At 60.5% G+C, this 13,828-nt stretch carries 9 protein-coding genes; 1 reads left to right on the top strand and 8 read right to left on the bottom strand.

From position 1 onward, the window contains the following. Positions 1-4: 4 nt before the first annotated feature. The 6 genes from GGQ85_RS09045 to GGQ85_RS09020 all read right to left on the bottom strand — a co-directional run bounded on the left by GGQ85_RS09045 (position 5) and on the right by GGQ85_RS09020 (position 9,071). Entirely contained in the window at positions 5-2,296 is a 2,292-nt protein-coding gene (locus GGQ85_RS09045; protein WP_309774210.1) for a xanthine dehydrogenase family protein molybdopterin-binding subunit, read from the bottom strand. Between the two features lie 88 nt (positions 2,297-2,384). Beyond that, complete coding sequence (murJ, locus tag GGQ85_RS09040) at positions 2,385-3,911, bottom strand: murein biosynthesis integral membrane protein MurJ (protein ID WP_309774209.1); 1,527 nt, start codon at positions 3,909-3,911, stop codon at positions 2,385-2,387. Positions 3,912-3,954: 43 nt separating this feature from the next. After that, positions 3,955-5,103, bottom strand: coding sequence for a DegT/DnrJ/EryC1/StrS family aminotransferase (locus GGQ85_RS09035; protein ID WP_309774207.1), 1,149 nt, complete (start codon positions 5,101-5,103; stop codon positions 3,955-3,957). Positions 5,104-5,119: 16 nt separating this feature from the next. Further along, positions 5,120-6,157, bottom strand: a complete 1,038-nt coding sequence (locus GGQ85_RS09030; protein WP_244553435.1) for a Gfo/Idh/MocA family protein — start codon at positions 6,155-6,157, stop codon at positions 5,120-5,122. Between the two features lie 231 nt (positions 6,158-6,388). Then, positions 6,389-7,801, bottom strand: a complete 1,413-nt coding sequence (locus GGQ85_RS09025) for a mannose-1-phosphate guanylyltransferase/mannose-6-phosphate isomerase (RefSeq protein WP_309774205.1) — start codon at positions 7,799-7,801, stop codon at positions 6,389-6,391. 250 nt (positions 7,802-8,051) lie between these two features. After that, positions 8,052-9,071: an NAD-dependent epimerase gene (locus tag GGQ85_RS09020; protein ID WP_309774203.1), complete on the bottom strand. Its 1,020-nt coding sequence runs from the start codon at positions 9,069-9,071 to the stop codon at positions 8,052-8,054. 191 nt (positions 9,072-9,262) lie between these two features. Between GGQ85_RS09020 and GGQ85_RS09015 the strand changes: the two genes are divergently transcribed. After that, positions 9,263-10,222 (top strand): lysylphosphatidylglycerol synthase transmembrane domain-containing protein, encoded by a 960-nt coding sequence (locus tag GGQ85_RS09015; protein ID WP_309774202.1) that lies wholly within the window; start codon positions 9,263-9,265, stop codon positions 10,220-10,222. 9 nt (positions 10,223-10,231) lie between these two features. Here GGQ85_RS09015 and GGQ85_RS09010 read toward each other — a convergent pair whose 3' ends face one another. Together GGQ85_RS09010 and rfaE1 are read right to left on the bottom strand one after the other, a co-directional pair. Further along, positions 10,232-12,175, bottom strand: a complete 1,944-nt coding sequence (locus GGQ85_RS09010) for an SDR family NAD(P)-dependent oxidoreductase (RefSeq protein WP_309774201.1) — start codon at positions 12,173-12,175, stop codon at positions 10,232-10,234. A gap of 61 nt (positions 12,176-12,236) precedes the next feature. Beyond that, entirely contained in the window at positions 12,237-13,706 is a 1,470-nt protein-coding gene (rfaE1, locus tag GGQ85_RS09005; RefSeq protein WP_309774199.1) for a D-glycero-beta-D-manno-heptose-7-phosphate kinase, read from the bottom strand. Positions 13,707-13,828: the final 122 nt, after the last annotated feature.

The following is a 13,828-nucleotide window of genomic DNA, read 5'->3' as shown; positions in this document are numbered from 1 at the left end:
GTCTTCACCGGCTCCGCTGAGCGTTTTGGATCGCCGTCCAGACTCGCTCGGGCGTCGTTGGCATGTCGATGTGGTCGATCCCGTACTCCCGCCACAGGCCATCGATGATGGCATTGACCACGGCTGGGCAGGAGCCGATGGCGCCTGCTTCACCCGCTCCCTTGATCCCGAGAGGATTGGTGGCGCAGGGAACATTGTGGGTCTCGAAGGTGATTGAGACGCCGTCGGCGGCGCGCGGCAGCGCGTAATCCATCAACGTACCGGTGACGAGCTGTCCGTCCTCACTATAGACCGCGTGCTCCATCAGCGCCTGGCCGATGCCCTGCATGGTGCCGCCATGGACCTGCCCCGCAAGCAGCAGCGGATTCAACGTCACGCCGAAATCGTCGACGACCACGTAATTCACAAGTTCGATCTTTCCGGTCGCCGGATCGATCTCGACTTCGACGAGATGGGTACCGTTCGGGTAAGTGCCGTCGGCGCTGCTGAAACTCTCGTCGGCCGTCAGCTTCGATGGATCGGCGCGCTTTGCAAGATCGGTTAAGGAGACGGAGCGGTCCGTACCGGCGATACGGATCGAGCCGTCGCTGATCTCGAGGTCGGCCGCGCTGGTTTCGAGCGCCTCGGAGGCGATCTCGCGGAGCTGCGCGCCGAGCTTGCGTGTCGCCCGCTCGACGCTGACGCCGCCGGACGGAATCGAACTCGACCCTCCGGTGCCGAGACCGGTAGCGACCACATCGGTGTCGCCCTGCATCAGGTGAACCCGTTCGGGAGGTATCCCAAACTGATCAGCGATGATCTGCGCATAGGCGGTGGCGTGGCCCTGCCCGGTTGATTGCGTACCGATCAACACGGTGACGTCACCATTGGCATCAAGCCGTACGTCCGCCCGCTCGCGTCCCATGGTGCCGCAGACCTCGACATAGGTGGCCAAACCGATACCACGAACAAAACCCCGCTTTTTCGCCGCTTCAGCCCGCTTGGGAAATTCCTGCCATTTCGCGATCTCGATCGCGCGCTTCATGTGCGTCGCGAAATCGCCGGAGTCATAGATCTTGCCCGTCGCGGTCCTGTACGGCATCGCTTCCGGTGAAATGAAGTTCTTGCGCCGGATCGCGTCCGGCGTCATTCCGATCTTGCGCGCAGCGGCATCGACCAACCGCTCCACGACATAGGCTGCCTCGGGCCGGCCCGCGCCTCGATAGGCATCGACCGGCACGGTGTTGGTGAACACGGCGCGGACGCGGCAATGAAACGCCTGGATATCATAGAGGCCCGGTAGCATCCCGGCTCCGCTATATGGAATGTCCGGACCGAAGGTCGAGAGATAAGCTCCCATATCTCCCATCAGATCGACGTCCATGCCGAGGAACCTGCCGTCGTGGGCCAGCGCCATGCGCGCGGTCGTGACGTTGTCGCGCCCCTGCGAGTCGCCAACGAAATGGTCCGACCTCTCTGCCGTCCATTTGATTGTTCTGTGAAGTTTTTTCGAGGCGACCGCGATCAACGCGTATTCGCGATAAGGAAACAGCTTGGTGCCGAATCCGCCGCCGACATCGGGACAGATCACGCGCATCTTTTCCATCGGTATCTTCAGCACGGACCGGCAAAGGATCTCGCGCAGGCGATGGCTGCCCTGACTGCCGACCGTCAGCGTCAGGTGATCGCGTCCCGCGTCATATTCGCAGACTGCGGCGCGCGTCTCCATAAAGTTGGTGACGACGCGCGGATTGACGATCGAAATCTCGGCAACGGCATGCGCCCCGGCGAAGGCTGCATCCGCCGCCTTCTTGTCGCCGAGCGAAACGTCGAACAGAACGTTACCGACGTGATCGGACCAGACCTGAGGTGCGCCATCCTTCACGGAATTGGCGACGCCAACAACCGAGGCAAGCGGCGTCCATCCGACCTCGATCGCCTCAAGCGCGTCCCGTGCGTGCTCGACCGTATCGGCGACAACGAAAGCGATGGCATCACCGACATGCCGCACCTCGTCCTTCGGCAGAATGGGATACGGCGGCGCGGTGAAGGGTTGGTCAGGCAAACTGAACTGGCAGGGCAAGCCCCCGAGATCGCCGACATCGGCTGCAGTGAGAATCAGGGCAACCCCCGCCAAGCCCCGAGCGCGCGAGGCGTCGATGCTGTATGTTGCATGAGCATGCGGTGAGCGCAGCATCAGCGCGTGCAGCGCATCGGAGGGCGTGTGATCGTCGGTATAGCGCCCCTTGCCGCGAATAAGGGCATCATCTTCCTGGCGCCGAACGCTTTGGCCTATGCCGAACTTTACGGGAGCCATGGGATCTCCAGCTATGTTCCCGGATTACCGAGATACTGCAGCGGAACAATACCGAGCGCAATGCTCGAGCAACTGTCGGAATCGGAGACTAGACCCGCACCAACGACCTCAACCAGCGCGGACCGAACAGCAGCAAAATCGCGCCGGCATAAACGAGGGCTCCGACGATCATCAGCAATCCGAGCACCGCTTCGTCGCGCATCGCGCTCCAATCCGCAAACTGTCCAGAGGCGAAGCGCGCGGTGAACCACAGCGCCGCTGCGAGCACCGCGCCCGCGATCAGAAATTTGACGAGCGAGACTCGCAACGCCCGATCGACCTCGAAGTATCCTGCCCGCATCGCAAATCCGATCACGAGCAGAAGATTGATCCAGGCCCCGACCGCGGTGGCGAGCGCCAGACCGACCTGCGCCAGCGAGCCCATCAATGCCACCTTGAGCACGAGATTGACTCCGAGCCCGGTGAGCGAGGCTTTCACCGGAGTCGCGGTATTCTTGCGCGCGTAGAACGTGGCGACCGCGCTGCGGATCAGAACAAAGGGGATGAGACCCACCGCGTAGGCTGCAAGCGTCGCGCCGGCCGCCGCCGCATCCGCCGCGGAAAAAGCGCCGCGCGCGAACATCGCCCGCATGACCACATCGGGGACGGCCAGAAAGGCGGCCACGAACGGCACCGAAAACAGCAACGTGAAATCGAACGCCCGGCGCTGCGATGCCATTGCACCTGCAAGATCACCGCCCGTGATCCGCCGCGACATTTCCGGCAGCAGCACGGTGCCGATGGCGATACCGATCACCCCGATCGGCAATTGATTAAGCCGGTCGGCATAATACAGCGCCGACAGCGCGCCGACCGGGAGAAAGGTGGCAATGATAGTATCGGCAAACATCGCCAGTTGCGTTCCCATGGAGCCCACGGTTGCAGGTCCGAGCGCGCGAAAGAAACCACGCACGTCGGCGTCGAGCGTTGGGCGTGTCAGCCGCGGCATCAGGCCGTGACACGCCGCGTCGGCCGCCAATAAAAAATATTGCAGGAAACCCGAGAGCAGCACGCCCCAGGCCGCCGCGTGTCCGGCGCTCGGAAAAAAGGTCGCGAGCGCCAGCGCCATCATCATCGACAGATTAAGGAAAATCGGCGCCGCGGCCGCGCTGGCAAAGCGGTGCACGACGTTCAGCATTCCGCCGTACAGTGTCACCAGCGTGATCAGAAGAAGGTAAGGAAAGGTGATCCGGGTCAGCGAAATGGCGAGCTCGCCGCGTATCGGGTCATCAGCGAAGCCGGGTGCCAGCAATGCGATGACCTGCGGCATGAACAGCCATGCGATCACCAGCAAAATCACCTGCGACAGCAACAGCAGGGTGAAGATGCGGCTGGCGAACAATTTTGCAGCAGCAGGGCCGCTGGCAGAGACATGCGCGTAAGCAGGCACGAACGCAGCGTTGAAAGCGCCTTCGGCAAAAATCGCCCGGAAATGATTCGGCAATCGCAGCGCCACGAAGAACGCATCCGCGACCGGCCCGGCGCCAAGGATTGCCGCGAGCATGATGTCGCGCGCAAACCCCGTCAGCCGCGAGAGCAGCGTATATCCGCCGACGGTGAAAATACGTCCAAGCATCCGGCGCTTCTACAGGATCGCCTTGCGGCGCAAAATGCCGAAATCAGTTCGGAAGCGCGGCGCGCACAGCCTCGATGATTCGGTCCTGGGTCGATTCATCCAGATAGGGATGCATCGGCAGGCTGATGACCTCGGTCGACAGCTTTTCGCTGACGGCAAGGCCACCGGCGGCGACCGGGAAACTCCGGTAGGCGGTCTGCTGATGCAGCGACTTCGGATAGTAGACCACGGTCGGAATGCCCTGCGCCTTTAGCGTCGATGCCAGCGCCTCACGGCCCCCATTCGGCAGCCGGATGGTGTACTGCGCCCATACCGAGGTGCAATCCGATGCGACGCGCGGCACGATCGCAACCTGCCCGAGCCCTTCATTGTAGCGCTTGGCAACTGCATTCCGCGCCGCAATCTCGTCAGGGAATATCTTGAGCTTTTCGATCAAGACCGCCGCCTGCACAGTATCGATGCGGCCCGTGAGACCCAGCCGCACGTTGTCGTACTTGTCAGATCCCTGACCATGGACGCGAACGCTGCGCAATGTATCGGCCAGTTCGGCATCATCGGTGAAGATCGCTCCGCCGTCGCCATAGCAGCCAAGCGGCTTGGCGGGGAAGAAACTGGTCGCGGTCGCAAGGCCGAACGTACCCAACCGCCGGCCCTTGTAGGTCGCGCCAAAACTTTGTGCGGCGTCGTCCAAAACGAACAGATTCTCGGCCGCAGCAACCGCCGCAATCGCATCATGATCGGCGGGCTGACCAAACAGGTCGACGGGGATGATAGCCCGGGGCTTGAGACCCTGCCGTTTCGCGACGGCGATGCCGTTCTTGAGCGAAGCGATGTCGATATTGAAGGTTGTCTCGTCAACATCGACAAACACGGGCGTCGCGCCGAGCAGCGCCACGACCTCTCCGGTCGCGCAGAATGTAAATGTCGGGCAGATCACCGCGTCGCCAGGGCCGACTTTCTTCGCCAGCAGCACCATCAACAGCGCATCCGTGCCACTCGCGCAGGCCACCACATGCTTCGCGCCGCTGAAAGCCGCAAGATCGGCCTCCAGGCGTGCGACCTCCGGACCGTTGATGAACTGGCAGTGCGTCAGGACACGAGCTATCGCGTCATCGATACGTTTACCCAGGCGACGGCGCTGTTCGGCGACGTCGATGAATGAAATCGCCTGAGAAGGCATATGCTGCTGCATTCTGTGCTCTGGGCTATCAGCCGGCAGCGCGGCGCACTGTCTGCACCGGCGGAGCGACGGGAGACTGGTCTTGCAGGCACTTGATCGCGATCGCGAGGCTGGCGACGCCTTCGGCGCCACCCACGGCCGGAGCTTTGCCCGAACGCACCGCATCGACAAACGCGATCAGTTCGGCCCGCAGGGGTTCGTCATGACCTACCGGAAGATGCCGCATGGAGTAGCTGCCGTCCGGCTGGAAACCGAAACATTCCGTGACCTGGCGAGTCAGCAGATCACCCATCACGTACTTGCCGCGGGTTGCGACCGTAACGTTGCGGGCCTTGAACGGCGTCAGCCAGTTCGTATTGATGTGCGCGAGCACGCCGGACGCGGTCCGGAACTGAAGCAGCGCGATATCCTCCCGCTCGGCGACCGCACAGGAGAGCTGGGGCTGGACGTCGACGATTTCGGATTCTGTAAACCAGCGGATCAGGTCGATGTCATGCACGGCGAGGTCGATCACAACACCAACATTCGACATGCGCGGCGGAAATGGCCCGACACGCGTGATCGCGATCGAGAGAATATCCTCACCGCCAATCGCCTGCTTGATGGCGGCGACCGCCGGGTTGAAGCGCTCGACATGGCCGACCATCAGAGTCAAACCAGCACGGTGCGCCGCTGCGACGATCTTAAATCCCTCCTCGACCGTCGAGGCTATCGGCTTCTCGACCAGAACATGAACGCCGCGCGCGATACAAGCCAGCGCGAGTTCACAATGAAGATGTGTCGGCGCAGCGATGGTCACCGCGTCGACGCCGGCGGCGAGTAACTCATCGAATGTCCCGAAGGTTCGGCACCCGGTCATCTCGGCCGCACGGGCACGATGCCCGGGCAAGGGGTCAACAATGCCGACGAGCCTGACGCCCGGAAGACCGGCCAGCACGCGGCCGTGATTGCTGCCCATGACGCCCGCGCCGATCACGCCGACGCGCAGCAAGCGCTCGGACGCTGCAGTTTTCAATGCAGGCGGCTTTAATGCAGACGGCTTCAGTGCAGATGGCTTGGAACTCATCAGGTACCCCAAAAAAAACGACAGCCTAGGCACCCCCGAACCCGACCGCGCGTTCTCCCTAGCACGCCATAACGAAAGAGGCGATTAGAGGAATAACAATCCCAACACGTTTTGATTCAAAGAATTACATAACATTGTGGCCGGCCGAACGAAGAACAACACCTTTGGATAGGGCAACAGTGTATCCACAGTGTGTCCACAGATTAGCCGATTCGGCGCCCGAGCCGTAGCTCAGTTTCGCCGATAATCATCCTCGATCCGGACGATATCGTCGTCGCCAAGATAGCTGCCGGTCTGCACTTCGATCAGCTCCAGGGGAATCTTGCCCGGGTTCTCCAGCCGGTGGACGGCTCCAATCGGGATATAGATCGATTCGTTCTCGTGCACGATCTTGACAACGTCATCGACCGTCACCCTCGCCGTACCGCGCACCACGATCCAGTGCTCCGAGCGATGATGATGTTTTTGCAGCGACAGCCGGTCGCCGGCCTTCACGGTAATGCGCTTGACCTGATGCCGCTCGCCCCTGTCGATCGACTGGTAAGCGCCCCAGGGCCTATGGACCCGCAGATGTTCTTCCGTGACCTGCGGCGCAAGGCCCTTCAACTTCGCCACCAGACGTTTCAGCCCGCTGGCGTCCTTCTGACGCGACACCAGCACGGCGTCCTGCGTCGCTACCACAACGAGATCGTCGACACCTTCCAGCGCGACCAGTGCTTTATCGGTCGCGACATTGCAGTTGCGGGAATCTTCGAACACGGCGATCCCCTGCGCCGCATTGCCCTGACCGTCCTTGTCCGACAACTCCCAAACCGCATGCCACGATCCGACGTCTGACCAGCCGCAATCAACCGGCACCACGGCCGCATGAGCGGTCTTTTCCATTACGGCGTAATCGATCGAAATTGCTTGCGCCCTCGAAAAGGCCTCCGGATCGAGCATGACAAAACCAAGATCCCGGCCAGCATGGGATACCGCATCGGTCACCGCGGCGACGCTGTCTGGATCGACGTTGCGATATTCATTCAGAAGAACCGCTGCGCGGAACATGAAGTTGCCGCTATTCCAGAGATACCCCGCCTCAAGGTAGCCGGCGGCGGTTTGCGGATCGGGCTTTTCGACAAACGTCGTTACCACTCGCACCGCGCCCGCAATCGCCGCGCCAGGGTTGATATAGCCGTACTCGGTCGCCGGCCGCTGCGGCCGAACGCCGAAGGTTACGATGCGGCCACCATTGGCGGCAGCTAATCCCTGGCGGCAGGCGGAGACAAACGCTTCGGTGTCGCGGACAACATGATCTGCGGCGAGCGCGAGCACGACGGCTCCGCTGTGACGCATCTGCGCGAAGATCGTCCCCGCGGCGATCGCCGGTCCCGAATCGCGCCGTGCCGGCTCCAGCAGAATGTCCGCTTCAAGCCCCATCTCAGCGAGTTGTTCAAGCACCATGAAACGGTAGGCGGCGTTGGTGACCACGATCGGCCGCTCGAACAGCAAGGGATCGGACACCCGTCGCAGCGTATCCTGAAACGTCGAACGCGGCCCGAACAACGGCAGAAACTGCTTCGGACGCCCCTCCCGCGAGGCCGGCCACAGCCGGGTTCCCGCACCGCCGCACATGATGAGCGGGACGATACGCTCACTCACAGGACCATCTCCGTATGCTGATTTGTCCATCCCGATTCCGACGTTCGCAGACCCTTAGAGCATGATCCCGAAAAATGGAAACCGGTTTTCGGATAAGATCATGTCAATCAAAAAGTTAAGGCCAGAGTCTGATTCAACGCAGTTGGGTCAGACTCTGCCGGCCATCTTGATGCGAACCCGGATCAAAGGGACGAGGGAAGCCGTACGATGAAAGGCACTCAATCGGATCACGCAAACCCCGACGGCCGCACTAATTGACCCGATGATAACGACAATACCAGGCTGCAAAACGATGAATACCATCTTCCAGTGAAGTCGAGGGACGGAAACCGACGTCACGGGCAAGATCATCGATATCAGCAAATGTTGCCTGTACGTCGCCGGGTTGCATCGGCAGCAGTTCCTTTTGCACGGATCGTCCGAGAGCTTTCTCCAGCAGGGTGACGACGCTCATCAACTCTGCCGGCTTGTTATTGCCGATATTATAGATTCGCCATGGAGCCGAACTGGTCCCCGCATCCGGAGCATCGCCCGACCAGCTCGCATTAGCCTGTGGCGCATGATCGATCAGGCGGACAACGGCTTCCACCACGTCATCGACGTAGGTGAAATCTCGCTGCATGTTGCCATGATTGAACAGCTTGATCGGCTGCCCTCCGACGATCGCGTCCGCGAACTTGTAGAGCGCCATGTCCGGTCGGTACCACGGGCCATAGACCGTGAAGAAACGCAAGCCCGTCGTCGGAATCCGATAGAGGTGGCTATAGGCGTGCGCCATGAGTTCGTTGGACTTCTTCGTCGCCGCATAGAGGCTGACGGGGTGATCGACATTATCATGAACGGAAAAAGGAAGCTTTGTGTTTGCGCCGTAAACAGAGGACGATGAAGCAAACAGCAAGTGAGGACAGCAGGCGTGCCGACATCCTTCTAGGACATTCGCAAAAGCCGTGAGGTTGGAATCGACGTACGCATGGGGATTCTGCAATGAGTAGCGAACGCCCGCCTGCGCTGCGAGATGGAGCACGACCGAAAGGCGGTGTTCAGCGAACAATGCGGCCGTCGCCTCACGATTGGCCAGGTCGGCTTTGACAAAACGAAAGTGTGAATCCTTGCGCAAGATTTCGAGCCGGCCATCCTTGAGTGCAGGATCATAATAATCGTTGAGACTGTCAATGCCGACAACCCGATGCCCCTGCTTCAGGAGTCGGCCGACGACGTGAAATCCGATGAAGCCCGCCGCGCCGGTAACCAATATCGGATAATCCGACAATTTCACTCCTCAGGAACTGTGAGCCGCGGCCCACGGGGTAGCCCTGCCTCGTTATCCATGGCATCGCAGGACTGCAATACCCCGCTGTGCACGACTATTGCCAGAGGCAATCCAAAACCATACCAAGACAAGACGTCCACTTTGTCCCGAAGGGCCCGATGGCCAACTTAACCTCGGCACAGACAAGCGCAATGCGCCAAATTCTGCTTTCAACGGCAAAAATACTGATTTCGGCTGCCCTGCTCTACCTAGCGCTCCGTAAGGTCGATATCTCTGACCTCCTCTCGCGCCTCGGTTTCACCAGCGCCGGCTGGATCGCGCTCGGCATTGCCGTAACGCTATTGCAGGTGTTCGCCAGCGCCATGCGGTGGCGTGAAATCAGCGCCGACTGCGGCGCCAGCCTCTCGGTCGCACAGGCGGTGCGCTATTGCATGATCGGCTCGTTTTTCAACCAGACCCTGCCTTCATCGATCGGCGGCGACGCCATGCGGCTCTGGCTGGTCGGACGTGGTCCGGCCGGTTGGCGGGCAGCGGCCTATTCGATCTTCGTCGACCGCGCGATTGGCCTGATTGCGCTTGCCCTGCTGATCGCCGCGAGTCTGCCGTGGAGTTACCGTCTGATCGGCGATCCCCAAGGCCGGCTCGCATTGCTGTTCGTCGATCTTGTCGCGCTCGCAGCCGCCGGTGGTTTCCTGCTTCTCGGTAGATTGCATTGGCACTGGCTCGGACGTATCCGGGCCGTGCACCATCTTCGCGCCTGCTCGATCATCACGAACCGTGCCATCTTCAATCGAGAGCGCTGGTCGAAGATTGCGTTTCTGTCGCTGCTCATCCATATCCTCGCCGTGGTGATTGCATGGTGCGTTGTGAAGGCAATCGCCGCGCCAATCCTTTTCAGCGAGATTTTCTTGCTTGTCCCACCGGTCATGCTGATTACGATGCTGCCGATCTCGATAGCCGGCTGGGGCGTGCGCGAGGCGTCCATGGCTCTGACTTTCGGATATGCCGGACTGGCGACTAGCGAAGGCGTCAATGTCTCGCTGCTGTACGGCGCGGTGTTTTTGGTCGTAGGCGCGCTCGGGGGACTCGTCTGGATTTTCAGCGGCGAAAGAAGTCAGAAAGGATCGACCTCAATCGAGAGTGCCGAATAACGCAGCGGTTCATCGCGACATATCGGGTGCGAGAGGCGAGGTTTGCGCGGGATGCGCGCCGAACTCCGGCACGGCATCTTTCAGGATCGATCGGATCGCCAGCTTGTTCTCGCTCGCGACGGCTTCCTTTAGAACCGCAACCCACTCGCGAACCGTGTCCATCGGCGGCTCGTTCGGTTTTGCCGCCAAGATCCCCGGTAAGCCGATCTCGATCGTCGGCTCCTGGCTTGCAAACAAGATTTCGTTCAATCTTTCGCCCGGCCGCGCCCCGGTAAAAACAATCTCAATGTCGCTGTGAGGCTGCAGGCCGGACAGGGTGATCATGCGTTCGGCCAGATCGACGATCTTCACCGGCTGACCCATATTCAGGACATACACCGAGACATCATGTCGTTCCGGCATCGCTGCATGGCTGGCCGCGGTAAGGACGAGATCGCAGGCTTCGCGGATCGTCATGAAGTAGCGAACCATGTCCGGATGCGTGACTGTCACCGGACCGCCGGCTTCGATTTGCGCCTTGAACTTTGGTACCACCGATCCGTTCGACGCCAGCACGTTGCCGAAACGGACTGAAATCAGCCGCATCGGAACTTTGCCGGCCGCACGTGCCGCCAGTTCACGATCCAGCGCCTGACAATACATCTCGGCAAAACGTTTGGTCAGCCCGAGCATCGACACCGGCTCTATCGCCTTGTCGGTGGAGATCATCACCATGGATTCGGCACCCGATGCCAGCGCGGCATCGGCGACATTGACTGAACCGAAAATGTTGGTCTTGACGCCCTCGCCCCAGTCCCGCTCGAGGATGGGAACATGCTTGAGCGCAGCCGCATGAAACACAATGTCGGGCTTGAATTCGTTCATCAAGCGCATCAGCCGCTCGCGATCACGAATGTCAGCAATGCGACCTTCTACCACAGCGGCTCGGCTCGTGGAGCTGAACTCCTCCACGATCGCATAAAGAGCAGGTTCAGAATTTTCGACGATCAACAGACGGCTCGCACCAAACGTCACGACACGTTTGCAGATTTCGGACCCGATCGATCCGCCGCCGCCGGTCACGACAACGGACTTGTTCTTGATCAGGCCTTCGAGCCGCTCGTAGTCGATGGTACGGCTTGGGCGAAGCAGAAGATCTTCAACGGCGACCGGCGTCAGGCGCGGAATCTCCCCTCCCTCCCCTAGCGAGGGCAGCCGGCTTACCTTAAGGCCTAGTTTGCGGCCGTAAGCGAGAACCGTTTCCGGCTGGGCGTCGGGCTCGAAGGCGGAGGGCGTCATGATGATGCGCTTGATCGACGTCTGCCTTTCCGCAAAATCCGTTATCACCTCTTCGAGTTGATCCACTCCACCAAGGACGGCAACGCCGCGTATCGTCTGACCAATGTCAGCGGCCGACGGCGACAATAGGCAAACCGGTCGCAATTGCTTGACCGCGCCACTCTCGACCGAACGCAGGAGAATTTCGGCATCCGCAGCGCGTCCGACGATGATGGCTGGCGTTGCGTCGTCGGCCCTTACGTGAACAAGGGTCCGCTTGTAACGAAAATACCGATAGGTAAAGCGCGTAGCTGCGAGCAGAAATATCTGCAACAGCCAGTAAAGTATGATCGTCTTCTTTCCAAGAAAGAACGTGCCATAAAGATTGGGGGCGATGATGACGTAGTCGAAGACCAGGATGACGAATGCCAAAAGCGAGGACGCCTTGACGATATTGAGGGCGTCCACAAGGGAAATGAACCGCCATTTTGTTGTCGTCAGGTTAAAGACATAAAAGATAACGCAGCTGATGGCCAGGAAATAGGGCAGCGCTTTCAAGAGCAGTGGCAAGCGCAGGGCAAAATCATGATCATCAAAACGGAAGTAACAACTCACGAGCACCGCTGCCACGACCGTTATCAGGTCATGCAGCGCGATCAGAACATTTCGGGAAGTAAACTTTCGGCGCGGATTCATGAGGCTTTGGTTCGGACAGTATAAGAAACGAAAACACGCCGGCCACTGCGGAGCAAGACTCTCATGCTCGGCCTCCTGCGCGCTTCACCAGCGACGTCGTACTGAATCCTTTCAGAGTATCGATCAGCACCACTTCCCCGCCTCGTGCAGTAACTAGCTCCTGACCGACGACTTGCTCAAGAGAATAATCTCCGCCCTTGACGAGAACATTCGGCTGGATTCGCTCGATCAGGTTCATCGGCGTGTCCTCTTCGAAAACCACAACGAGGTCGACAGCCTCGAGCGCAGCCAGAACTTCTGCGCGCGCCCGCTCATTCTGGATCGGACGGCCTTCGCCTTTCAGCCGCATCACGGACGCATCGCTGTTTAATCCCACGACCAGCCGGTCGCACGTAGCGCGTGCTCCGGTCAGCACCTTGACGTGACCGGGATGCAGGATATCGAAACAGCCATTGGTGAAGCCAATTCGCAGACCTTGCGCACGCCACGCCGTCAGGTGTTGGTCAAGGTTGACCGTCGATTGCGCGATTTTCTCTTCGGCGGCCAGAGAGGCCGGCGGCAGAATATTGCGGCGCAGTTCCGCGAGCGTGACAATCGCGGTCCCGCTCTTGCCGACGGCGACGGCGGCTGCGGCGCTCGCTGTCCGCAGCGCGGTTTCCCAATCTGCGCCCGCGGCAAGCGAAACCGCGAGCGTGGCGACGACAGTATCGCCGGCGCCCGTCACGTCGCGAACCTTGACGGTGTGCGCGGGAACATGGATGACCTCGCCCTCACGCGGCACCAGCGTCATGCCATGCTCGCTTTGCGTCACCAGCACGGCCTCGCCATCGACGAGCCGCATCATTTCGCGAGCCGCTGCCGCAATGCTCGGCTGATCGTCGGCGCGGGTGCGAGTCGCATCCGCAAACTCCTTGCGGTTCGGCGTGAGCAACGTGGCGCCGCGATAGATGTTGAAATTAGCGCTCTTCGGATCGACGATCACGCGCTTGCCAAGCCGGCGCGCGGCATCGATGACGTCGCGGATTACCCGCGCTGTCAACACTCCCTTGGCATAGTCGGACAACAATACGATGTCGGCGCGTGGCAGTTGCGGCAGAATGGCATCGATCAAGGTCTGCTCCACCGCCCCGGACGCCGGAACGGCCATTTCCCAATCGGCTCGCAGCATGTGGGTCGAAAAATGCTCCGAAACAAAGCGGACCTTGCGCGTCGTCGGTCGCGCCGGATCCGAAATCAACAATGGTTCGATCAGGCGTTCCCGCGAAAGCGTGGCCCGGAGCCTCTCGCCGGCGTCGTCCTCACCCGCCAATCCAACGAAGATGCAGCGCGCACCGAGCGCGGCGATATTGCGCGCCACATTGCCGGCCCCACCGACGTTGGTTTCGCTCCGCTGAACCGCGATGACCGGGGCGGGCGCCTCCGGCGAAATCCGCGAAATCTCGCCGTACACGAACTCGTCGAGCATGAGATCGCCGACACAGAGGACCGTCTGGCCGGAAAAGCCATTCGACAAGTCGTCAAAATCGATCATCAAAACCCTTCACCTGTTGCTGGAGTCTGATGCAATCGCATTAACCAGACCCAAGCCTATCCTTCGGTCGAGCATGATCTTATCCGAAAACCGGTTTCCACTTTTCGGGATCATGGTCCAGC

Source organism: Nitrobacter vulgaris, assembly GCF_031453995.1.
Taxonomy (GTDB): domain Bacteria; phylum Pseudomonadota; class Alphaproteobacteria; order Rhizobiales; family Xanthobacteraceae; genus Nitrobacter; species Nitrobacter vulgaris.
The sequence above is the reverse complement of the archived record's forward strand: the minus strand, read 5'-3'. Positions and strand labels throughout refer to the sequence as shown.